This window comes from Leptothoe spongobia TAU-MAC 1115 (assembly GCF_018739885.1).
GTDB classification, from domain to species: Bacteria; Cyanobacteriota; Cyanobacteriia; order Phormidesmidales; family Phormidesmidaceae; genus Leptothoe; species Leptothoe spongobia.
In genome coordinates, this window is the sequence record NZ_JADOES010000011.1 from 1 (window position 1) to 24398 (window position 24398).

At 46.8% G+C, this 24398-nt stretch carries 17 protein-coding genes; 6 read left to right on the top strand and 11 right to left on the bottom strand.

Annotation, left to right across the window (positions count from 1 at the left end):
- Positions 1-32 precede the first annotated feature (32 nt).
- The 3 genes from IXB50_RS07675 to IXB50_RS07685 all read right to left on the bottom strand — a co-directional run bounded on the left by IXB50_RS07675 (position 33) and on the right by IXB50_RS07685 (position 1966).
- Complete coding sequence (locus tag IXB50_RS07675) at positions 33-323, bottom strand: HNH endonuclease (protein ID WP_215608374.1); 291 nt, start codon at positions 321-323, stop codon at positions 33-35.
- Positions 320-721 (bottom strand): hypothetical protein, encoded by a 402-nt coding sequence (locus IXB50_RS07680; protein WP_215608375.1) that lies wholly within the window; start codon positions 719-721, stop codon positions 320-322. Before IXB50_RS07680 ends, IXB50_RS07675 begins: the two co-directional genes overlap by 4 nt.
- Positions 722-856: 135 nt before the next feature.
- A complete protein-coding gene (locus IXB50_RS07685; RefSeq protein ID WP_215608376.1) occupies positions 857-1966 on the bottom strand; it encodes an AAA family ATPase in 1110 nt (369 codons plus the stop codon).
- A gap of 302 nt (positions 1967-2268) precedes the next feature.
- On the opposite strand from IXB50_RS07685, the gene IXB50_RS07690 reads away from it, so the two are divergent.
- The gene (locus IXB50_RS07690) at positions 2269-3642 is read left to right on the top strand and encodes a P-loop NTPase family protein (protein WP_215608377.1); all 1374 of its coding nucleotides are present in this window, start codon (positions 2269-2271) and stop codon (positions 3640-3642) included.
- Complete coding sequence (locus IXB50_RS07695) at positions 3635-9319, top strand: NACHT and WD repeat domain-containing protein (protein WP_215608378.1); 5685 nt, start codon at positions 3635-3637, stop codon at positions 9317-9319. The genes IXB50_RS07690 and IXB50_RS07695 overlap by 8 nt, the downstream gene beginning before the upstream one ends.
- Before the next feature lie 828 nt (positions 9320-10147).
- Here IXB50_RS07695 and IXB50_RS07700 read toward each other — a convergent pair.
- Both IXB50_RS07700 and IXB50_RS07705 read right to left on the bottom strand, forming a co-directional pair.
- Entirely contained in the window at positions 10148-10750 is a 603-nt protein-coding gene (locus tag IXB50_RS07700; protein ID WP_215608379.1) for a hypothetical protein, read from the bottom strand.
- 409 nt (positions 10751-11159) lie between these two features.
- Positions 11160-11705: an EF-hand domain-containing protein gene (locus IXB50_RS07705; RefSeq protein ID WP_215608380.1), complete on the bottom strand. Its 546-nt coding sequence runs from the start codon at positions 11703-11705 to the stop codon at positions 11160-11162.
- A gap of 320 nt (positions 11706-12025) precedes the next feature.
- Here IXB50_RS07705 and ilvA point away from each other — a divergent pair, with 320 nt between their 5' ends.
- Positions 12026-13537: a threonine ammonia-lyase, biosynthetic gene (gene ilvA / locus IXB50_RS07710; RefSeq protein ID WP_215608381.1), complete on the top strand. Its 1512-nt coding sequence runs from the start codon at positions 12026-12028 to the stop codon at positions 13535-13537.
- Here ilvA and IXB50_RS07715 read toward each other — a convergent pair.
- The 5 genes from IXB50_RS07715 to IXB50_RS07735 all read right to left on the bottom strand — a co-directional run bounded on the left by IXB50_RS07715 (position 13516) and on the right by IXB50_RS07735 (position 18696).
- Positions 13516-14280 (bottom strand): tryptophan-rich sensory protein, encoded by a 765-nt coding sequence (locus tag IXB50_RS07715; RefSeq protein WP_215608382.1) that lies wholly within the window; start codon positions 14278-14280, stop codon positions 13516-13518. The genes ilvA and IXB50_RS07715 overlap by 22 nt on opposite strands.
- Before the next feature lie 163 nt (positions 14281-14443).
- On the bottom strand, positions 14444-15649 hold the full coding sequence (locus IXB50_RS07720) for a glycosyltransferase family 2 protein (RefSeq protein ID WP_326520747.1): 1206 nt from the start codon (positions 15647-15649) through the stop codon (positions 14444-14446).
- A gap of 360 nt (positions 15650-16009) precedes the next feature.
- On the bottom strand, positions 16010-16663 hold the full coding sequence (gene hpsU, locus IXB50_RS07725) for a hormogonium polysaccharide biosynthesis acetyltransferase HpsU (RefSeq protein WP_215608384.1): 654 nt from the start codon (positions 16661-16663) through the stop codon (positions 16010-16012).
- Positions 16663-17607: a glycosyltransferase family 2 protein gene (locus tag IXB50_RS07730; protein ID WP_215608385.1), complete on the bottom strand. Its 945-nt coding sequence runs from the start codon at positions 17605-17607 to the stop codon at positions 16663-16665. The genes hpsU and IXB50_RS07730 overlap by 1 nt, the downstream gene beginning before the upstream one ends.
- 147 nt (positions 17608-17754) lie before the next feature.
- Positions 17755-18696, bottom strand: a complete 942-nt coding sequence (locus IXB50_RS07735; RefSeq protein ID WP_215608386.1) for a glycosyltransferase family 2 protein — start codon at positions 18694-18696, stop codon at positions 17755-17757.
- 278 nt (positions 18697-18974) lie between these two features.
- Here IXB50_RS07735 and deoC point away from each other — a divergent pair, with 278 nt between their 5' ends.
- Positions 18975-19655, top strand: a complete 681-nt coding sequence (gene deoC / locus IXB50_RS07740) for a deoxyribose-phosphate aldolase (RefSeq protein WP_215608387.1) — start codon at positions 18975-18977, stop codon at positions 19653-19655.
- A gap of 126 nt (positions 19656-19781) precedes the next feature.
- The gene (gene hpsJ-B / locus IXB50_RS07745) at positions 19782-20564 is read left to right on the top strand and encodes a hormogonium polysaccharide biosynthesis protein HpsJ (protein ID WP_215608388.1); all 783 of its coding nucleotides are present in this window, start codon (positions 19782-19784) and stop codon (positions 20562-20564) included.
- Between the two features lie 71 nt (positions 20565-20635).
- Here the strand turns inward: hpsJ-B and IXB50_RS07750 are convergent, their stop codons facing one another.
- Positions 20636-22075 carry a protein adenylyltransferase SelO gene (locus IXB50_RS07750; RefSeq protein ID WP_215608389.1) on the bottom strand — a complete coding sequence of 480 codons (1440 nt, stop codon included), beginning with the start codon at positions 22073-22075 and terminating at the stop codon, positions 20636-20638.
- Between the two features lie 446 nt (positions 22076-22521).
- Between IXB50_RS07750 and IXB50_RS07755 the strand changes: the two genes are divergently transcribed.
- The gene (locus IXB50_RS07755) at positions 22522-23871 is read left to right on the top strand and encodes a tetratricopeptide repeat protein (protein WP_215608390.1); all 1350 of its coding nucleotides are present in this window, start codon (positions 22522-22524) and stop codon (positions 23869-23871) included.
- Positions 23872-24398 lie beyond the last annotated feature (527 nt).

The following is a 24398-nucleotide window of genomic DNA, read 5'->3' on the forward strand; positions in this document are numbered from 1 at the left end:
AATGCATCGGTATTTTCCAGCAACGGTGCTAACTATTGTCCCAGATAGTCGAACGACCTAACCTTCCAAGTCGTGTTGAATAGTGGAATTATCTTGCCGCTGTCTGGGTCTAGAGCCTCAGTCTGAGTCCATTTGTATTGATTACACAATTCGCACGCAAGGCAGAGATTTTCCAACTCGTCCATACCTCCTCGTGCAACTGGCTGAATATGATCAATCTGTAGCCATCCCATGGTGTAATCTTGATGACTCAAACAATATTCACAGCGATTTCTAGCCCGTTGTCGTACCTGTTGACGGATGCCGTCGGACAGACTACTCATTGCGAAAGAGATACCTGGATGCCACGTTTAACAGCTTCTGCTAGGGCCTCAGATTTATGCAGTAAGCCCAGTTGATAAATTTGGAATAGTGCTACTAGTTCGTAACGTTCTGGTAACGTTAGCTCACGCGTTTTCCCCATAGCCTGTAGCTCACCCAAACGTTGATGTTGAATTGGGTCCATCTTGATAGAAGCAAGTGCCAGCAAGTCTTTATCAGGCAGGGTATCAACAGATTGAGTCTGAGAAGTGGTGGCCCCTATAGTGGTATTAAGGGGCAGCCACAGCATTTCTAAGGAATCAGTTAAAACGGTATTAAGGTCACGTTGAGTGGCCGTACCCAACTGTTTGGCATGTTCTACCAGATGGTCTGGCAGTTGTAAGGTGACTTGGACCGTCATAGCGAGAAGATATGAGTATTTGACTCAATTATGATGGTTCATTTAAATGGATGCCAACTCATCGCAACTGCGATTTTTGGTGGCAGAGCCACGTTGCCTTGCTCCCAGGCTCTGCCTGGAGCAAGGGTGGGGCAATTAAACTGTTTCGAGGCTTTTCATTTGGGTTTTGAGTAATGCTAATTGTTCTGATGCGATTAGGGGCATGGCACCAGAGGTTTGCTGATGCATCCATCGCACCATCATGGCCAATAGCAACTCCCGCAGATAGGCAAACGAGAAGCCCTCGGTCTCCTTAGCCAGAGTCTCCATGGCAGTGTCTGTCAGGTGCATCTCAGGACGTAGCTTTTTGTTCCACTGGCGAATGTAGGTATCCCGTTCTGTTAAGGCCGGTAATGCAAAGTAATACTTGCGGTCAAAGCGGCTGGGGCGTTCTAGAATAGCCACGTCCAACTTTTCAGGGTGGTTTGTGGTGGCAATGGTGACAATGCCATCGTTGGCGGCAAACCCATCTAGTTCATTCAAAAAGAACGAGCGATTTTCGTCATCTACTAGAGAATCTAAATCTTCTAAGATGAGTAAACAGGGAGCCGCTTGCCTGGCCCGTTGAAACACTGTTTTAATGTTGCTACTCTCTGGGCCATGTTCGGCCTTGAAGCTTTTGACATAAAGACAGGGTTGCTCCAATAGGTTCACCACTGCTTTGACGGTATGGGTTTTACCATTGCCGGGAGGGCCAATCAACAATACCCCACGTTTCCAGGGCACACCATATTCGCCATAGGTGGCACGGGCGGCAAAGAAGTCTTGTAAATCTGTTCTGATATCTTCTTTTAGGTTACCGCTGAGCACCAAATTATCGAAGGTGGCTGACTTAATCTCCTTAAAGAGGCTGGGGCTCTTGGACCAGTAGCCATCTTCAAAGACTAACAGCTCATCACGAACGTCTGAATTCCAATCGCAAACGGCGGCAAAGAAGCTATCGGCTAAGGAAAAGGTATCCGTCAGAATCCATTGGTAGTGAACGGTTTGCCATCCTTCTCTCCAGGTCATGAGCAGAATATCCAGGGTATGGTCCTGCCAGCTGACTTCAAATCGGGCATTTTCAGCCTGCTGATAGGTCCGCTCATGTTTGCCGTCCCAATGGCTGGGCACATGGTTGTGGAACACCTGTTTGAGGCTGATGCTGCACTGACCATCGCGGGCATAGGCTTCTAGGTCAAAGGCGCATTCGCTGCCTTCAACCATTTCGCGGTCTGGGTATAGCTGGGTGAGGGATTGGCTGACGTGGTATGCGATAGCGCCAGCGCTGACTTGTCAGTTCGCATTGGTCGGCAATTGCAATGCATCAGTAATCAACTGCTTGATTTCCATAGATTTCCAGGAGAAGTAGCAAATGGCAACTTTATGTTAGTGATTGCAGCCAGACCTGTGTGACCACTACAGCCTTTAAATTTCTCAACAGTGGGTGGGTAGTCCAGGAAAAATGCGCCATAGTCTAATGCATGGCAGCATCGGTCAGTATTGAACACGAACGGGGAGCAAAATAGATGGGAGTAAATCTGGGTCGATTTTTCCGAGCGTGTAACCCTAGCAAAACGCTGAATCTGATATCCCCCGACGATGGCAAGTACTACATCGACTTCTCAGCAGTGCGGGGTAGCGATCTAGTACGAGAACTCAAGCGCACCATTACCTTTTCGGACCGGGAGCCCACCTGTCAGTTATTTACGGGCCATATTGGCTGTGGCAAGTCCACCGAGCTATCCCGCCTGCGCCAGGAGCTAGAGGATGACGGCTACCATGTGGTCTACTTTGAATCCACCGATGACCTGGATATGGGAGACGTGGACATTAGCGACATTTTGCTAGCCATTGCTAAACAGGTCAGCAAAAGTCTAGAAGACGCCCGTCTACGTCTTGCTCCCAATAAGTTTCAAACCCTGCTCAAGAGTGCTGCTGATTTACTCAACTCCGAGGTGACGGGGTTAAAGGTAAAAATCCCTGAGGTGGGTGGATTAAAGGTAGCCGATGAGGTGGGCCTAAGTGCTGAAGATGGTAACTATTCCCTCGCCTTTGGCATTGGTGAGCTAACCACTAAAGCCAAGGATAGTAAAGATGTCCGCTCCCTACTACGGCAGCATCTAGAACCTCGGATTAACTCCATCCTAGACGTGATTAATCGCGAGTTGATCGACACGGCAAATCAGCAGTTACTCGATCAGGGTAAGGCTGGGCTGGTGGTAATCGTGGATAACCTGGACCGGATTGACAATAAACCCAGGGGCCAGGGTCGTCGTCAGCCAGAATATCTATTTGTCGACCGGGGCGACCAGCTGAAAAAGCTGCGGTGCCATGTGGTGTATACCGTGCCGCTGGTGCTGTCCTTTTCTAACGAGCAGGAAAATCTGACCAATCGCTTTGGCAGTGCCCCCCAGGTATTACCCATGGTGCGTACCCAAAACCGAGATGGTAGTCCCTGCAAAGCAGGCATCGATTCCCTACGACAAATGCTGCTAGCTCGGGCCTTTCCAGAACTCTCTACGGAGGAACGCCTGGCTAAGGTAGGCGAGCTGTTTGATTCGATAGAAACCCTGGACCGGTTATGTCTTGCCAGCGGTGGCCATGTACGAAACTTGCTAGTGTTAATCAACTACTGCCTCAAGAAGGCCGATCCCCCCTTTACGGGCGAGTTGCTGGACCGAGTCATTAGTCTCCGGCTAAGTGATTTGACCAAGGCCATTGACTTTGAAGAATGGGATTTGCTGCGGGAGGTGCATCGTACCAAAACCGTGCGGGGGGAAGGGGAATATCAGGCTTTATTGCGCAGTCTATTTGTGTTTGAATACCGAAATGCCGGTCAAACCTGGTTTGCGCTCAACCCAGTCTTACTTGATGCTGAGGAACTAAAGTCCAATGGCTGAGGAGACATCCCCCCATAACCAAGAAGCGTTAGACGAACTCTGCCGCTTGCTGCGATTTTCTCAAGGGGAGTTTACCTTGATCCTGGCAGTGTGTAACTCGACTCGTCATCGCCAGGAACTAGTTAAAGAGCTACGACAACAATGCTCTATTCCCTTCGATGAAATCACTCTGGCTCCCACTGCCAGCACACTCTTCACCACAGTCAATGCTTACATCAAAGACGCTGCAAAAACTCCGCCTGAGGCTCTAATGGTCTATGGCCTCAGTGAAGTCGAAGATCCAGAACAACTGCTAACGGCCACCAATCAGATTCGCGAGGAGTTTCGTGAGTTTACCTTTCCGCTGGTGCTATGGCTCACAGATAATGACCAAAAGCATCTGATCCGTACCGCGCCAGACTTTTACACTTGGGCAAATCCGATTACGTTTGAAACACCATCATCATTCTTTCTATCATTTATCGATGAACTGATTGAACATGTATGGCAGCAGGTCACCCAATCCCAGGAAAATCGTTTTCTAACGACTCAGGAACTGGGGCTGACAGCGAATTCAGCCAACTATCGCGAGTTAGAAACCAGTCTGGCTGTCCTGGCTAAACAAGATTTCCAGCTGCCCCCTGATCAGGCTGCTAATTTAGAATTTGTGCGCGGGCGCATTGCCAATAACAATGAGGCTGCAGCCCGTGAGCACTATGCTTATAGTTTAGAGACATGGAAAACTCTGGTCCTTGGAGAAAACGATGAGCCCAAGTGGCAGGAGAAAATGGGGCATGTCCAGTTTTACTTAGGACTATGGTGGCGCAACCATGCTGAGCGACATCGACCTGACTTTGAGCTGGCGTTTGGCGAGGCACGAAAGTACTTTGCAGCGGCGATCGAGACACTTGAGGGGATTGAGGAGTCTAGTGCGGAGAATGTAAACAGTGAGAATTTAGAACCTTTGAGTCCTGACCAGGATCTTGTGTCCCCCTTACGAAGGGGGACCGACAGGGGGTTATTGGAATCTAGCACTAGCGATCAGAACCCCTCCGCCTTCGGCACCTCCCCTTCTACTACGCCTTTAGCGCATGCCCGGAGGGCTATAGGGGAGGAAACCGCCTCTGTAGAAACATTATCTAAGGGGGAAATCCTAGCTGCTAGATATATTAACTACTTAGCCGAATCACTTCATCGCCTAGAACGATGGCCAGAATTAGAAACTGTGGCAACTAAGGCCAGAGCCTGGCATCAGCAACTGAACCACCCATTTCGGGTAGCTCGGGCCGAGGGATTCTTAGCTGAAGTTGCCCTGGCTAGGGAAGATTGGGCTACGGGACAACAGCATGCGGAAACGGCATTAGCATTAATCCAATCAGCTGACGTTACAGAGAAAAGTAAGCAAGATGCTGACTTTTATAACTGGATTAATAGTTTTCACCGTGGTTGGTATTTATTCTCCCTAGGGAAAGCTCAGTTTCAGCAACAGGATATTGATGCCGCGACGGAGACGTTAGAACAGGCACGCCGTATTTCCCAGCCGGACTATGATCCTAAGCTGTACAGCTTAATTCTGGCCCAGTTACAACGGTGTTATTTTCAGCAGGGGTTATATCTGCCTGCGTTTGAGACTCGCCGTCAGCGAGATGCGATTGATAGTCGGTTTAACTACCGTGCGTTTGTTGGGGCTGGGCGATTGCAGCCGAAACAACAAATTGCAAATCCGGCATTACCCACTGAGGACAATCGTAAGGATGCCATTGTTGCCTCTGGTCGGAAGCAGGATGTGCAGAAGCTGGTGAAGCGGCTGTCGCAGGATGAGTATGTGCTGACTATTGTCTATGGTCCCTCTGGGGTGGGGAAAAGTTCGTTGATAGAAGCGGGATTGATGCCTGCCTTAGAGCAGGAACGGATCGAAACTCGGCGGGTGGTGCCGGTCTATCTGCGACGATATCGAAACTGGGTAGAGGATTTGGTACAGCTGTTAACGGAGCTGGAGTCTGGGATATCGGCCTATCGATCAAATATTTTCAATTATCCACAGGATCTTCTAGACGAAGACAAAGATTCATCGCCTGAAAATACAGCTCTACCGGAGAAAGTATTACGTCGATTGAAACACCATACTCAGAAAAACCAGGTCATGGTGTTGGTGTTTGATCAGTTTGAGGAGTTCTTTTTTGAATTTGAACAGACGGCTGAACGACGGGCTTTTTATGATTTTTTGGGTACTTGCTTGGGTATGCCCTATGTGAAGGTGGTGTTGTCACTTAGGGAGGATTATATTCACTATCTGTTGGGATGTGACAGACTGACTAATCTGGATATCGTTGACAACAATATTCTGGATAAAAAATGGCTTTACTATCTTGGCAACTTTAAGCCGGATGAGACCAAAACAATCTTCAATGACCTGACCTATCCTACGCCTTATAAGCCTGAGCAGGAACTGGTGGAAAAGGTAGTTAATGATCTAGCTGCTGGGGCTGGGGAGGTTCGTCCCATTGAGTTACAGATTATCGGGGCACAGCTACAGGCGGAGGGGATTATAACACCGGAGGGTTATTACAACTGGGGAGATCCTGAGCTACCGACGAAGGAGCTGTTGGTGCAGAAATATGTACGGGATATTGTGGATGAGTGTGGTTCCCAGAAGCATCAAGATTTGGCGGAGATGGTGCTGTATTTGCTGACGAATGAGAAAGGGACACGACCGTTAAAGACAAAGTCTGATTTGGCTAGTGATTTGAAAACAATAACGAATCAGACTGATTGGGATCGAGATCTGTTGTCGCTGATTCTGAAGATTTTGACGGAGTCGGGGTTGGTGACTGAGGTGCCGGAAGCACCGGAAGAGCGGTATCAGCTGGTACATGATTATTTGGCAACGTTGATTCGGTCATTTCAGCAGCCATTGATTGCACGGATTGAAGAAGAGCAGAAGAAGCGGGTGACAGCAGAAAAGCGACAAATTGAGGAACAGAAGAAACGGTTAGAGGCAGAACGACGACAGCGGAAAATCGCACAGCGAGCAGCAGCAGGATTGGCAGCAATTGCCTTACTCGCAATTTGTTCCGGTGGTATAGCTTGGGTACAGCGAAGACGAGCTATTAAAGGAGAAACCGAAGCTAATCTTTTAGCAAGCAGCTTTGCTATGGAGGCATTTCTTGATGGAGGTTTTGAGCGAGATGCAGTGGTTACAGCACTACGAGTTGGTCAAGATTTACAATCACATTCGCAAACTACCAATCAATTTCGTGCCTTAGCAGCTATACGAAAGGTAGTATATAATGTCCAAGAAAGAGAACGCTTGCTAGGCCATAATGGTCCTGTCAGAAGTGTAACTTTCAGCCCTGATGGTCAGACTATTGCTAGTGCCAGTAAGGACAACACAGTTAAACTCTGGAACAAAAGTGGAGAAGACTTCAAAACTCTTGAAGGCCATGATGGTCCAGTCTGGAGTATAGCCTTTAGCCCTGATGGCAAAACCATCGTCACTACAAGCGATGATAATACGATTAAGCTCTGGAACATAGATGGAGAAAACTTAAAAACTCTTGAAGGCCATAATGGCTCCGTCAGAAATGTGGCTTTCAGTCCTGATGGTCAGACTATTGCCAGTGCCAGTAAGGACAAAACAATTAAACTCTGGAACATAGATGGAAAAAACCTAAAAACTCTCAAAGGTCATGATGGTCCAGTTTGGAGTGTAGCCTTCAGCCCTGATGGCCAAACTATTGCTAGTGCCAGCAATGACAGAACCGTCAAGCTATGGAATATGGATGGAGAAAACGTAGAAACCCTCAAAGAGCATAGCGCTATAGTTTTGAGTGTAGCCTTCAGTCCTGATGGCCAGACCATTGCTAGTGCCAGCAATGACAAAACCGTCAAGCTATGGAATATGGATGGAGAAAACGTAAAAACCCTCAAAGGCCATAGCGCTTCAGTCTGGGATGCGGCCTTTAGCCTTGATGGTCAGACCATTCTTAGTGCTAGTTCTGACAATACTATCAAGCTATGGAACATAGATGGAGAAAACGTAAAAACTCTCAAAGGCCATAGCGCTACGGTTCGAAGTGTAGCTTTTAGCCCTAAAGATGAGATTTTTGCTAGCGCTAGTTCTGACAGCACTATTAAGCTATGGGAAACTAATAAAGATAATAGAGAAGACTTAAAATTATTTAAAGGCCATAATGCGCCTATTTGGAGCGTGATTTTTAGTCCTGATGGTGAGACTATCGTCAGCGCCAGTGACGATAGAACTATCAAACTATGGGATAAGGATGGAAAAACTCTAGGTATTCTTAAAGACCATAGCGAAAGTGTTCTAAGTGCAGCCTTTAGTCCTGATGGTGAGACTATTGCATCGTCCAGTTCTGACAAGACTATTAAGCTATGGAGCAGAAATGGAGAAAACCTAAAAACCTTCAAAGTCCATGATGCCCCAGTTTGGGGTGTAGCCTTCAGTCCTGATGGTTACACCCTTGCTAGTGCTAGTGACGACAACACTGTTAAACTATGGAACATAGATGGAGAAAACCTAAAAACTCTCAAAGGTCATGATGCTCCGGTTTTGAGTGTAGCCTTCAGTCCTGATGGCCATACCCTTGCCAGTGCTAGTGACGACAACACTGTTAAACTATGGAGTAGTATAGATGGGGAGGAATTGACTACCCTCGAAGGCCATAGTGATAGTGTTTGGAGTGTAGTCTTCAGTCCTAATGGCTACACCCTTGCTAGTGCTAGTGACGACAACACTGTTAAACTATGGAACATAGATGGAGAAAACCTAAAAACTCTCAAAGGTCATGATGCTCCGGTTTTGAGTGTAGCCTTCAGTCCTGATGGCTACACCCTTGCTAGTGCTAGTGACGACAACACTGTCAAACTATGGAGTAGTATAGATGGGGAGGAATTGACTACCCTCGAAGGCCATAGTGATAGTGTTTGGAGTGTAGCTTTCAGCCCCGATGGCTACACCCTTGCTAGTGCTAGTGACGACAACACTATTAGGATGTGGAACTTTCAGCTCGATAACTTGATAAATAAAGGCTGCGACTGGATTGAAACATATATTCTTAGACAATCGCCTGATTTACTCTTAGACCTAAATGCTTGCCAAGCATATCATCCTGATTGGCTCAGAGTCGCTTCACCTGAACTGATAGCTCAGGCTGACAATTATTTACTTCAAGGGAAGTCTCAAAGTCTTGCCTTAAAGTGGTACCAGAAAGCTCAGGAGTGGGATAATCGCTTTCATTTCTCTCCTACATCAAGATTGAAAAAAATTTTAGATTTTAGAGAGAGCATACAATTTCTTGAAGAGGGAAAAATTCAGCCAGCCATTCAAAGTTTCTATGCTATAAATTCTCTTGAACCTGCTTTAGAACAAACTATTTGGGAAGTTGAAGAATCATGGGAAAGACTCTGTTATCAAGGAAGTTTAAAAGGCCAAGCTCAAGATGTATTATTTGCCTGCGAGGCTGCCGTTGAAAGAGTACCATTTAGATACAGCAACATACGCAATCGCGGGCTAGCCTATGCTCTTACTGATAAAACTGAGGCTGCAATAGCTGATTTCGAAGTAGCTATTGCACGCACGACCAATGCAGATGATAAAGCTAAAATACAGGACTGGATTGAGATGCTAAAAAATAACAATAGCCAATTTACACCCGAGATTTTGAAGTCACGCTAAAAGAATAAAAACAAACATATCTTTTGGCATAAGTGAACTAGAAGCATGTCGTACGAATGCATAATATGACAAGCACTAGTCAATAGGAGATGCTTACTCTTAATCGTATTGGTCACAGTGGACTACAATTGATTGCGATGTAGTACACGTGCATTATGAACATCAAGTATTTCGTCAAGGGTGTTGACAAGATTTCTAGCGTTTCTGTGACTAACAAATGAAGCTACATAAATATAGTATCCAAGGCCAGATTCACGAATTGAAGCACTAGGAAAACATTCTCGAATTGCTGGCCAATGGTCATCAAATTTATGTATAACTACTACAACGTTAGGCCGTGTCATTTCCGGATTAGATGATTGAGGCTCTGGCAAAGAAATGCAAGGATCTTCATATGCGACTGCACAGACTGGCAGAAAAAGCATCAAAGCAAAAGCATTTATGCAAGGCCAGCATATGCCTCGCATAATCTGAAATAGAGTGATGCATTGGATAGCCTTGGCCATAACCACCATCAAATAATATTAAGCAATGTATTAAACGACGCTAAGTGTGATTTAAAAGGTTAGTTAGATCACGATTCACAATATTTAAACCCTATCTAACTTTATCAATAGTTCTCAATATCTTAATAGCGATTAAGATGCTCTTTCGAATGGTACAGCCCAAATTTACGCATAAAACAAAGCTTGCAATAAGAATACGTTCTGTAGTTAACCGTCCCCAAAAGACTGCGAATTAACACCGTTGATTGACATCAGGTATCGATGATAAAGCATGATGGGCCAACCTGTTGGATTTCAGTCAGCTCAACATAGTCCAAGATCGCTAATTTTCAGCCATCCAAGCTAAAAATGCCAAAATCTGATCAACGGGAGGCAACGGATAATCATTCAGATCAATCGTCAAACACTGCTCCTGCAGCTGCATAAACCGCCACTGCGTCCCATTACTCACACAGCCATAAATCGTTGAAATCGACTGTTCCCTTTGCTGATTAAACCGCTGAGCCGCAATCATCTCTGCCGCGCATTGTCCCAACCCAGACTTCAGATCCGCCTTCTTCGCCTCTACCAAAATAAATACTGGAGCCTCAATATCAATCAGCTCCGTCGAGCGGCTCAACAAAAAATCACAGGTACCATTTAAACCCACCGACTCATCAACCGTAAAATCCTCACCTGAGAAGAAACTAATTGTCTGGTGTAGAATCTGGCGCACCTCTAACAATACCGGACTAATAATCAACTCCGAACGCGCTTTCTCACTACCCGTTGCAACAGCAACCGGTAGACTATACTCCAAAAAACTTTTCAACGTTGCAGATGGCTCAATCGGATCTAAAGCTGGCAAAAACCTTACCCCTTCCTGGGTAACAAGACCAAAGGCATTTTTTACACTGGCAAGCGTTTTGAACTGACTGTAGGCCATAGGATTTTTTAGGCAGTGGTGGGCAGTGCGCCCCCTTCGCAAGCTACGGTGTACACAGAAGGCTGGGAAACTAGCATTCGCGATTACCTAACTCCCTCTAAGCAGGGCTGTTTCATTGTCTGGACAGAAAATCTGAAGGCATTGAAAGCTCATTTTAGGAAAGGCATGCTCTACTTGAAAGTGGGCCAAACAACAATGCAATAACCTGATTAATCGACCCCGCCGTAACCCTTAATTTAATGCAATTGAGGACAACCTAGTAGGCTGGGTCCTAGGGCGACCTCCCGGCCCTAGCCATGGAAACCCCAGTTTGCCTAATTGGGATAACATGAATACTTCCGGAAAGGGGAACTCGGAGGGACCCCAAGCAACCGGTTTTGGTTCCCTCCGAACCCAGCCCACGACCGCATCAATAAGGCCCAAACATTGAATTCGCCACCGAATTCACATCATCTCCACAAAAGAAATCATCAATCAACACCAAAATCTCATCCCGACTCAGAAACCCATCGCCATTCATATCCAACTGTTCAAACGCAGTCGGCGCATAGGCCGGATGCACATTGTAAACCAGGAAAAGCTCAGCCCATTCCTCTTGACTGATCTGCCCATCCCCATTCTCATCAAACACCTCAAAGATCAGCTTCATCAATGACTGTACCTCTTTGAGATACTTGTCCTTATCACTCAAAACATCATCGTAATAAGCCAGCCACTCATTCAGACAAATCTTTTTATCACCACTGGCATCCGCTTCGCTGGCCAAAGACTTCCACACCTGAAGAAATCTCTCTTTTAACGCCAGTACCTTAGGCGAACGAGAACCAATGTTCTTCACCTCTGCGATTTTGACAGCGATCTTTTCAAAATCTTTTTTTACCAAATACTCATTATGATCACCATCATACATACAGAACAACTTCAACAGTTTTCGCGTTTGTAGCTCCGTCAACATGGCGTCATTCATCTCCTAGTAGATACTGAGCAAATTCGGATACTTAGGCCTGCTTCAGCCCATTTCTATGGGCATCATAAATCATTCCATTCCTGAAATAGCAAGCGTTACAGAATGCTTTACTTGCGCACCTGCTCGATAATCAACTCCTTGCCATCGTTAGACCAGTAGGAATAGGTGGATTTGTTGAGTTTCGTAGTGGGAATGCCTTAATTAGGCCATGGGAATGTAGGGCTCAACCCAGCCTACCGGGGATGTACTATTTTCATGAGGGCTTGTAATCCCAACCATCCCTTCTCCTTTATCCCTTTTCCCATCTAATGCACGCTGATTATCTCAAACGCATCCTCAACGCCCGCGTCTATGACGTTGCTCAAGAAACGGCCCTGGAAATTGCGCCAAATCTATCCAAGCGTCTGGGAAATAAGCTGCTGCTCAAGCGGGAAGATATGCAGTCGGTATTCTCCTTTAAGCTACGGGGAGCCTACAACAAAATGGCCCAGCTGCCGCCGGAAAAACTGGCTCAGGGTATCATTGCCGCCTCTGCTGGTAACCATGCCCAGGGAGTGGCCCTCGGAGCGCGAAAACTAGGCAGTCGTGCCATCATTGTCATGCCTGAGACCACACCGGATGTAAAGGTCAACGCAGTCAAGGCCCGTGGTGGAGAAGTGGTGCTCCATGGTGAAACCTTTGACGACGCCTATGCCCATGCCCGCCAGTTAGAAAAGAAAAAGAACATGACCTTTGTCCATCCCTTTGATGATCCGGATGTGATCGCCGGACAGGGAACCATCGGCATGGAGATTTTGCGTCAGTATCAGCAGCCCATCCATGCCATTTTTGTCGCCATCGGCGGCGGCGGTCTGATCTCTGGCATTGCCGCCTATGTCAAACGTCTGCGTCCTGAAATTAAAATTATCGGCGTCGAACCCAAGGATGCTGATGCTATGTATCAATCGCTTAAGCTAGGACATCGGGTTAAGCTATCCCAGGTGGGGCTGTTTGCCGATGGGGTGGCGGTGAGCCAGGTGGGGGAGGAAACCTTTTGGCTATGTCAGCAGTATGTGGATGACATTGTCCGCGTGGGCACCGACGATACCTGCGCTGCTATCAAGGATGTGTTTGAAGACACCCGTTCCATCGTCGAACCGGCGGGAGCCCTGGCCATTGCTGGTGCCAAAGCCTATGTCAAACAAGCGCGTATCAAGGATGAAACCCTGGTAGCTGTGGCCTGTGGAGCCAATATGAACTTTGATCGGCTCAGGTTTGTGGCCGAACGGGCTGAGCTAGGAGAACAGCGGGAAGCTATTTTTGCGGTCACAATTCCGGAGCAGCCGGGTAGCCTGAACCGATTCTGTGACACCATTGGCAAGCGTAATCTGACGGAGTTTAACTATCGTATTGCTGACAAAGCTGAGGCCCATATCTTTGTGGGGTTGGAAATTTGCGATCGCGACGATGCCATTGCCATGAAAGACCTATTCGAAACCAACGACTTCAAAACCCTCGACCTCACCGACGACGAACTCACCAAGATGCACCTGCGCCACATGGTCGGCGGCCGATCTGCCCTGGCCAAAAACGAACGTCTATATCGGTTTGAATTTCCAGAACGTCCCGGTGCCCTGATGAAGTTTGTCGGCTCTATGAGCCCCAACTGGAATATCAGCCTATTTCACTATCGTAATAACGGCTCCGACTATGGCCGTATCGTTGCGGGCATGCAGGTTCCGCCCGAGGAAATGGACGAATGGCAGGCCTTCTTAGAAACCCTTGGCTACCGCTATTGGGAAGAAAGCGACAACCCTGCCTACCAACTTTTCCTGGGATAGCGACGGGATACCAAAAGTCCCACCAGGACCAACACCATCGCCAGGGCCGACACCCAGATCACAGGGACATCCTGATGGCGTTGGGCAATGGCCAAATCCGCCCAGATAAACACCAAGGCAAAAGGCAAGTCGCGTCGTTGCACAATGGCCAAGGCGGCAATAACATTAGCCACCCCAATCATAATGGCCGTCCACACCGCCCCCGATAGGCCCAGCTCTTTTGCCCCCGAAGCATAGAGCGCAGATGCAATATTTACCACCGTCGCCACTGAGATCCAAGCGAGATAAATACTAATCGGTCCATTGACTCGATAACGACGACGATCCGGATGGTGCTGCCCATCGGCTAATTCACTATAGGCGGCAATCAGCGACAACAAAATCATCACCATCGCCACCACCGAAAACCAGTAAAGCTGCAGCGTAAATAGATAAATCCAAACCATCTGAGCGACACAGGCCACTATCAAACAGAGGTTAATGCGTTTGATCAGCAGATGGGCTCGATATTTAGGACGCGATTGGTGCCAGGCGTAGATCATCAGCCCGACATAAATCACCCCCCAAATACTAAAAGCATAGTTAGCGGGGGTGATGAGGACACCGGCAAGGGGACCATTGGCTACCTCAGCGACGGTCTTTCCATCAATGGGGAAAATATTGGACAAGGCATTTACGACTAGGGTGCCTACAATCGCTATCCAGGTTGCGATCGCTAAGCCCTTATCTCCTCGTAGCCCCATAGCATCTCACTCAAAACATCACCGGCAATCTATAGAACCCAACTGCTTTTAAAAAGCAGTCACCCTCTAAGTAAATAGCCAAACACCTGTCCTAATGCGTTAGAACAGGTGCCATACCAGTTATTGTGCCGTGTAGACTTGAGGTCTGCCAGATAACCGTCAATTAGCTTTCACGATCGGTACGAATCCACTGAGCCTCAGGCCCCTTCAAAAACTTAAAGTAAAGCGGAATCTTCCACAGAATGTAAAACGGAATCGAGAGCAACTTACCCAGGGAAATATCCTGACGCGCAAACCCAGACCAGGCCAGACCAATGGCAACCAATAAACTCAGACCAGCACCGTAGAGGGTGATGGCAGGGAGCCAGGTCGTCGCCAATAGTAGCGTCATCGCTGTGATTACGACAGTAGCTGATACCCATAGCATCACCAACAGCGACAGTGGCGGCACACATAGATCCAGTGCCAACGCAATCAGACCGATACGGCCCTGCTTTAGACCTTGCCACAATAGTGGCGGCACACAGGTGAGTAATGTTTGTAAATGACCATGCTCCCATCGGGTGCGCTGGGTCATAGCGGTAGAGTCTTGTTGGGGTTGATCACCGGTCACCAAGGCATTGGGACACATAATGGGGGAATGTCCAGCAATGGCCAAGTCCAGCCCTAGCTTCATATCCTCGACAATATTGCCACTGGCTAAATCCACTTCTTTCAAAGTGGCCCAGGGAAAGGCCATACCTGTCCCCGTTAACAAACAGGGTTGACCCAATATCCGCAGTCCCAGAGGCCGCACTTGATTTTTGACCTTAAAGGCAAAGGTGGAGACCATTTCCTTAGGAGATGGATTAGGGCTTTGCTCCAATAGGTAGGTGGCTTGTACAGGTCGATTGGTGGTGAGGGCTAGATTTGCGATCGCATCAATAGATCCCGGCTTCACCTGACAATCCGCATCCACCATCATCAAAACATCAGGAGCATCCTGACTCAAATAACGGATCCCAAAATCTAAGGCATAGCCTTTACCGCGCTGCTGATCATCCTCCCGCTCCAACACGGTTGCCCCCGCTTGACGAGCAATCTCTGCCGTTGCATCCGTACAGTTATCGGCCACCACCACGAGCCGATCAGTGGATTTCAGCTGCGAGGTCAGCGTGGATAGCGTGGCTTGGATCACAGCTTCCTCATTGTGGGCTGGCATTAAAATTGCACGTCGTATATTAGCCAACGAGGCCTGGGGCCGTTTCAACCGACCTCGCCCAACAAATGCGACCAATACTTCAATAAATAAAACAGCACAGGGCAATACCAAAGCTGCAGCTAGCAATACCTCTACAACTTGAACACTCACAGCTAAGGATTCAACCACAAAACCTTCTCCCAACATTAATCCGATTCATCTATTGAATCGGTACAGTAGTCATGACCAAGCAATTCTTCCTAATCAGTGAGAGCGATTCAGCGCTGATTAAGATAATGATTCGCTAAAGTATTGAAGTAAATACACTAATGAGTCCCATATAAACCTTGTCCACGTCCAGAACGGTCGTTTTACCGTGGGAGAAACTACAGGTTTCAACTTGGACGTGGTTTATCCTGAGTTATCAAGACACTTTATATGGCTCCCATTCTTTATTGACTCTCTTATCAGGACTGAGTTCCAGCTTTTCATAAGAGTTATCAGTCATCTCTTCGCTAGGACAGATTCCTCATCCAGGATGCCCGGACTTTAACGCATGTCCCTAGGCTTCCGGGGACGGCAGGGTGACCCCAGGCAAATTTGCTGAGCAGGCATGTCCTTAAAGACACTGCTGCGGGCTCCAATCACAGCATTTGCCCCAATCCTCACCCCCGGTGCCACAAAACAATCTGTCGCTACCCATGCACCATTTTCGATCACAATCGGAGCTGTAACCAAGGCAAAACAAGGATCGTTAAAGTCGTGGCTGCCGGTACACAGGTATGACTTTTGCGATACTACACAGTGCTGACCCAGCCGAATCGGGGCCAGGCTGTAAAAGGTAACCCCCTCTCCCACCCAGCTGTGGTCACCGATCTCAACTTTCCAAGGATACGTAAACCGAGCCGAAGGACGAATCACCACGTTCTTGCCAATTTTGGCTCCAAACAGCCTGAGTAACCAACAGCGTGGACCATGGGCCATATGCAATGTGAGCGGAAATACCACAGCCTGGACTAACCACCACAGCAGCACATACCATTTAGGCCGACCAATATCAAAATCTGGCTGATGATAGCGACTCAAATCCACCAGGGATGGAGGACCAAAATCAATCTCGTTGGCAGCCTCAGCCCAGGCAGGTAAATCTGAATAGTTGGAAAAATCAGCGCTGATAGCCCTTTTAGGTATACCGTCAGCCATTAAGCATCACCGACCAAAGCAGCTTTGGCAGGCTCCTTAGGTTCTGCTTCCTTTTCGGCCAGATTGAGGCTGCCACCAAACCGGAGTTCGTAAAGTTTGACGCCAATCTGATATTCATACTGACTGAGCAAACGGCCATAAATATAGCCAGGGTAGCCATCTAGAAAACCCAATCGAATAAAGTAGAACAAAACAAAGCGTAAAAATGGCTTGAAGGGAAGCCGGACCCAGATTTTTTTGAGAAAACGTTTGCGCTGTACGGAATCACCAAACAGATTGGCTCCGATAGTGCCGTCATCCCCCATACCGGTCAGCAGATTGTAATACACCCGTGCTTCCCAATTGGAATAACGATTGTGACGAGCCAACCAGTGAAATAGATCGCGAAAGTCGATGTGGAGCATATCGTTCTTGAGATGCCCCACCTTACCGCTCTCGATTACAACATGTTCATGGACTTCATTATCACCAGTATTTTGGATTTCTTCGGTATTTAGATTTTCATAACGGCCCTTGGCATGGCGAAAGAAGCGCATGTTCCAATCAGGATATTTGCCACCGTGACGAATCCATTTACCGAGAAAGTAAACTCGACGGTTGAGATAGCAACCATCTACTTCATCTGCAGCAATCACCTCGGCCATCTCGGCCCACAGTTCTGGCGTAATGCGCTCATCACAATCGACAATCAGCACCCATTCATTACGAAATGGCAAGTTATCCAGCGACCAATTCTTTTTCTTGGGCCAGCGCCCATTGAAGTCAAACTGAACAACCTGCGCACCGTAGGATTCTGAAATCTCCACCGAGCGATCCTCACTGTGAGAATCCACTACAAATACCTCGTCAGCCTGGGCAACACTCTCCAGACAAGCAGGTAAATTGGACTCCTCATTTTTGGCAGGAATCAGTACCGAAACTGGGATTTTGGTAGCAGCAGTCATAAGTCAATGGAAAATTGAATAACGGTAGATGTAGAAGGGAGGTTATAAATAAGCGTCACTTACATCTAGATTTATGGGTCTTTATTTGTCCCAGTAAAAACTCAAGGTTTCAACTGGGATGTGTTTGGGCGAATCGCCCATCAAGGCTTAGATAGCAGATGACTTAGCTGGTGGCTTGACTAGGTAACGGAGCACGCTACCTAAATACCCGAGTTGGCCATAGGCATAGGCAAGATTCTCAAACCGCTGGGCCGGATCGTTGACGTATTTCACGGTCTTATAAACGCCACGGACAAGACGTTCTCCCCCCCAGCGGAGTTGGGCAACCCCAGCGCGACCCGATACTTGCTCACGGTAACACTCACTAATGCCTTGCCACCAACTCCGACTGAGGAACCAACTGGGCTTAAGTCGGGCCGGGGAAACATTGTGAGCGGCTAAGGCAGCAGGGACATACACGACATGCCAACCTTGTTTGAGGGCGAGCTGAGTCATGTGGAGTTCTTCGTTGGATAGCAGGTTTTTGCCCACACGACCCAGGTTAACGTCAAAGCCGCCGACTGAGTCGAGAAAGGTTTTGCGGAGGGAATAGTTCAGTCCCCGAGGGGTAAGACCGGGATTTTTAATATATTGCAGCTGATCGCCGAGATCATAAGCGCCTAACCCACTGGCTAAATCGTCAGAAAGCCATGCCGGTGGTCGATTGACGCCTGGGGGCCAAAGCAGGGTGACTTTGCCACCTGCGATCGCAACTTTGTCATTATCCTGATAAACCTCCAACAATGAGGCCAACCATTGAGAACTGGCGACCGCATCATCATCAAGGTAAGCCAGAATATCGCCCTTAGCAGCATTAGCCCCTGTGTTACGAGCTGTTGAAAGCCCCAAAGTAGCCTCATATACATAACGTAACCGAGGATCAGACAACCGCTTTTGCACCACTTCGGCAGTAGTATCAGTCGAGGCATTATCCACCACGATCACTTCAATATTTTCAAGGGTTTGGGCCAATAAACTATCAATAGCCGCCCCCAAATACTGAGCACGATTATGGGTACAAATAATGGCAGAAATTATTAACTCAGCCATAAAAATTTTGAATAAAAAGAAAATGTACTGAAAATAAGAGCAATCCTTCGGCAATGATGCAATGCTAGCCTGAGTAGACTAAAAACTATTGATGCATAAGCTATTCCGCTCTAATCAAAATGCCCGCTTCACTGATGGATGTACTCATTAAACTTTACTGAAATTACGCAATTGAGACCTATCTATCAAGTTCGTTTTATCTACTCTTCAAACGTGTAAAGTATCCAACGGTTAGCTGTCGTAGCCACCGTCTTTCCCTCTATTTCTTCGCTAAGCCCATGAACACTAGTGACGACATCGATATTGCGCCCTATATAGATCATTCTTTATTGGTACCCACAGCCACCCTAGAGCAAGTCGATTACTGGTGTGCAGAAACCCAGCGCTATGGCTTCGCCAGTGTCTGTGTTTACCCAGTCCATGTCTCACGCGCCGTTGAAAATCTGCACGACAGCAAAGCAACGGTAAGCACTGTCATTGGGTTTCCCACCGGAGCAGACACCTCAGCCAGTAAGCTCTTTGCGGCCCAGGAAGCCACTGAAAATGGAGCCACAGAACTCGATGTTGTGATCAACCTCGGCTGGGTTAAAGCAGGCCAACTGGAACAGGTACATACAGAATTGGCCCAAATTATTGAATCCACCGGTCAGTGTGTGAAAGCGATTTTGGAAATGGCTCTTCTGGATCAGTCCGAGAAACGGAAAGCCGCTGATATTTGCATGGATGCTGGTGTGCAGTTCCTCAAAACCAGTACCGGCTGGCATGGTGGGGCCACTGTGGACGATATTCACCTACTCAAAGAAATTACCCGTGGACGTATTGGCATCAAGGCATCAGGGGGTATCCGCACCCCCGAACAAGCCCTCATGCTAATCGAGGCGGGAGCCACACGCTTGGGGACTTCAAGGGGACCAGACATTTTGCGACAGCGGTTCACAGAGTTTCAAACAACGTCCTAAAGGGCGAATGTAATTCTTTGCTGACAGCAAAACATCAAAAAAACTGAATGTTTTTCCCAGATTTTTTTCCCTAATAGTGACTATGTCGGGCACTATTAAATAGCTGTCGCCTTTCGTTAAGATCCTATGACTCCCTCTGCACAATCGGCAGGCAATGCACCATCACCCATTGCTGCTTTGGCCCTAAAGCTAGTGGGTGGTATTACCATTTTGGCTGCCTTAGTGGATTTTCTGGTATTGCTATTGCCGCCAGATTTACTGAACCGCGCCTGGCAAATCACCACAGCCACCCAGCTGGTCGATCGTGGCATTGTCCCTTTAGTTGGGATTGCCCTGCTATTCACTGGATTTTGGATTGAGAGCTACGTCAGTGGCAAACGTGGCAGTGGCAACCTGATGTTGGACGCCCGTCTTTGGACCTGTGTTTTGGCCTGCATCCTGGGTCTAATATTTGCTGTTCTAACTCCAATTCATATGAATAATGTGCGTCTGCAAAGCAAGGATGCACTGGCTCAAGTTTCGACCGAAGCCACTGAAGCTACTAACCAGCTGGAACAGCGGCTAAATCAAGAAGTAACTCAGCAACGCGATCGCATCGGCAGCTTACTGAATAATCCAGAACAAATCGAGCAACTTGTTGCCAGCGGCAATGTGACCGCAGAGCAAGCGGCCCAAATCCGTCAGTTCGAAGATAGCCCAGAATCTCTGGACGAATTTCTGACAGGCCAGGCCTCTGAACTACGTACCCGCCTAGAGACCGAAATTGGCTCCCGCCGTGAAGAAGCAACCAAGCGTGTCCGCGCCGAAGCAACCAAGGCAAGCGTCCGCATCTCCCTTAGTAGCATTCTGCTCGCTATTGGTTATATCGTCATCGGCTTTAGCGGCCTCAGACGCCTGTTTGCGATTTAACCTATAGAAATTGTCGGGACAGAAAAATGTGGGGACGTTGCATGCAACGTCCCCACATTTTTTGTATTTATTCAAAACGGTTGTTGAATTTTAGCCAGCAGATCATAAAACGGCTGCCAGTTATCTTCAACGATAATCGGCTCCCAAATCGCCTCAATCTCAGGCCGCAGCAAAACGATAGCAGGGTTATTCTGTCGCAAGCATTGCTCTACCTGCATAACGTCAGCAGCTGACAATGTGGTCAAACAAGTGTGATAGTGCTGTCGCCAAGCCTGAAGCAGTATGGCCGCATCGTCATCAGAGTTATCAACCGTCGCCTGCAGAATCTGCTCTGAATCATCACACCACTGTACTGAAAACTGTCCCGTTAGCCCTGAGAAAAAGTCGTGGTAGCTCACACGAGTATTTTCCAACAGTTCCAGGGTTAGTCGCAGTAGCTCATCCCCCAGCTCAGGCAGCAACTCCTCAAAACCTAACTTAGCCAGCATTCTCTGCTTATAGGCTGTGTAGTAATGGCCGCGATACGTTGCCAAGCCAGCCTCCAAATCCTCCCCTGACATAATTAGCTTGAGTGGTTTCTGTAACATCCATAGGTTCCACTCACACACCCGAGGCTGGTTACCATAGCTATAGCGACCACCATAGTCAAAGTAAGCGGCCGTAAACCGAGGATTAAACTCATCCATAAAGGCATAGGGACCATAGTCAAAGCTCTCCCCAGTAATGGACATATTGTCGGTGTTCAGCACCGCGTGGCAAAAGCCCACTGCCATCCACTGAGCCGCCAGTTGAGCCACCCGCTGCACCAACTCAGCATAAAACTGGGCATAGCGTTCCTGCACATCTTGCACCGCTAACAAGTGGTCGTAGTACACCTCAATCACATGATCCAGAAGAGGTGTGATCAGATCGGGGCGGGCCAAATAGTGCAAACGCTCAAAGGTGCCAAAGCGGATGTGGGACTGGCTAAAGCGCACCATGACCGATGAGCGTGTGGGCGACGGCTCATCTCCTCGCCACAGTTGCTCTCCTGTCTCCACCAGACTCAGGCAACGGGACGTATTCACCCCCAGAGCGTGCAACGCCTCAGATGCCAGGATTTCTCGCACGCCCCCCTTGAGCGTCAGGCGACCATCGCCATTACGAGAGTAGGGTGTTGTGCCCGACCCCTTAGTACCAAAGTCATAGAGTACTCCATCGGTGCCCCGTACCTGACCGTAGAGAAAGCCACGACCATCGCCCAATGCAGTGTTGTAGTCACCAAATTGATAACCGTGGTAGCGCAAGGCCAAGAGCGGCGATCGCTGCTGAAACTGCCCAAACGTCTCAATAAAGTTATGGTCACTCACCGCATCCGTCGATAGTCCTAAGCGGGGCAGTAGATCATCATTACGAAACCGTAGAAGATATTGTGGAAAATCAGCAGCTACAACAACATCGTAGTAGTCATCCCCTAGAGACTCTAGGGCAGGCTCATAGGTAAGAGAGATAAATGGATTCTGAGTATCCAAGGGTAAAAGCAAAAATCAGATCAACTCTAGTATCTGATATCCAGTGAGCCTATAAAGACCGCTCTAAGTAAAATCAAGTCCACAAGATAAAGGGGCCAGGATATGCTTGACCGACTCTATATTATAGATCAAACTGATTTAAGTACCGTTACATATACTGCATACTGAAAGCAAGGCAGCTGTATTAATAGATCAATGATAATAAGAAGGCAGCAATGTCCGTCAAAAAGAACATTACACTATTCAAACTCATTTTCATTTGTTTGAGTAAAGAAATTAGAGAATTATTGCGCTTATCGACACATAATTTTATCTAGTAAATTCACAAAGAGAAGAATCAATTCTCCGATTTATGGATATGTAGAGAACCATGACCGCCATGCTTTCATACCAAACTGATTAGCTTAGGTCTTAAAAAGTGATTGTTCCTGATAAAAGAGCTAAATATGGTTGAAGAGATCATCGCAAAACTTGCCATTCCTCTCGTTATATGCATTTTCTTCATCATTGTATCTATTTCTGATGAAGCATTTGGAATCAAGCCAAATGATAAAGGCAGAAATCTTCTTAGATGGCTAGCTGTTGGCATATTCATATTTTACACGATGTCAACTTTCATAAACCCTAATGCGTCCATAGCCTCTGATCCCTATGAAGGCATAAATGAACCATCTAGGATTTTTGATCGAGCAAATTCATTTTACTCAAGCAATAACTACTCAAAAGCTGCTCTCGGCTATGAAAAAGTTATAGTAAGAGATTCTGAAGATTTTTTTGCTTGGTATATGTATGGAGCCTCTCAGTATTTTATTAATAAGAAAAACGAATCTTTAGATGCCTTCGACAGCTCAATTTCAAGAATACCAGTCGAAAACCTATCGTCTTTTTTATATCCTACATATTTCAAAGGAGATATCTTTCTTGAAAAGGGCTCTTATAAGAAAGCTCAACAAGTTTATGAATATATTTTATCAGTATCACCAAAAGATAGTCATGCAAATGGCAATCTTGGCTTCATTCATTACAAATTAAACAATATTAAAAAGTCAATAGATTACTATTATAAGGCCAATCAATCAGCTCCTGAATTAACAACGTTTCGAAATGCCTTGTTGTACTTTAAGGATAAAGGAAAGTCTATTCCAGGGAAAATCTTAGATGCGCCTAATGACCCAATACCATTGTCTATTCAACCTGAAACACCACCAGGGAAAGCTAAGCCAAAGTACTCATTACGAGTCATAAATTTACGAGCCTGGGAAGTCATTCAAGAATTAAAAAAGGCAAGAAAGGATTTGGCAGAGCACTCCAATGATGTTTCGAATGAAAAGAATACAGTTTTAAGTAACAGTTCTTCTGACAATGCGCAAGCAAGTCTCCCTGAGTCTCTAGACAAGCAAAAAAGTGAATCAATTGAGTGGCCAATGGTTTTCTCAACTTCACGTCGAGGTATAACTTTCCTGGATGCTAACCAGGTATGTCTTGAGCCAAAAACATCTCTTGAACTTCCTTATAGTGCTACGTCTGAGTACGCTAAAAATAGAAGAAAACAGGTTCTAACCATTGGTTTAGCCAGAATGAATTCAGGAGATGATTGTCATAAAGGCACTTTTAGAGAGTATTCAAGTATTATTGATTCTAAAGAAGGTTGGGACTGTAGTGGTTCAATTGAGCTTATTAAGGAGGCTTCTAGAGTTTCCTTTAGATGGGTAACTTTAGACGGTCAAGGCAAAGGTGATGAGGCAAAATGCCCCGCAGAAACGAAATACGAATTGATTGAAAGGCGACGTCTGTAGTTACACTTTTCATAAACTATTACTGCCAATACTCAGTAGAGTTTTAAGCTACTTGAATTAATTTTGATGACGTCCAATTTTAATATTTTTAGGCCAAGATTAACATCTGACATTGACTGGCTACCCCCCTTAACTGCCATAGTATTATTGCAATTCTCCAGCTTGCTAATGGTCGCTCAAAAAAGTTCACTGGGTAACTCAGCTATAAGTTTGAAAGTTTGAAAGGTATTTATCAGCTGATAATTATCAGCTAGCTGCAACAAAAATTCGACTACCTCGCAAATTACTCAATATTTTGGAATGTTCAATTTAGTATAAAGCTGTTTTTAGATTACTAGCCAGAACGGTATCTAAGAATTCCCTCACCAAATCAAGTAAGCACAATTGGTTTAAATCAATTCTGCTAAAACAACTCCGCCATAGACTGCTTAATCTCAAACTTTAATTAGGGCTTGCTGAAAAAGTCTGATCAGACTTTTTCACGGCTGAAACGACGCAAATACGTTATCTTTTCAGGCTGTATCGAT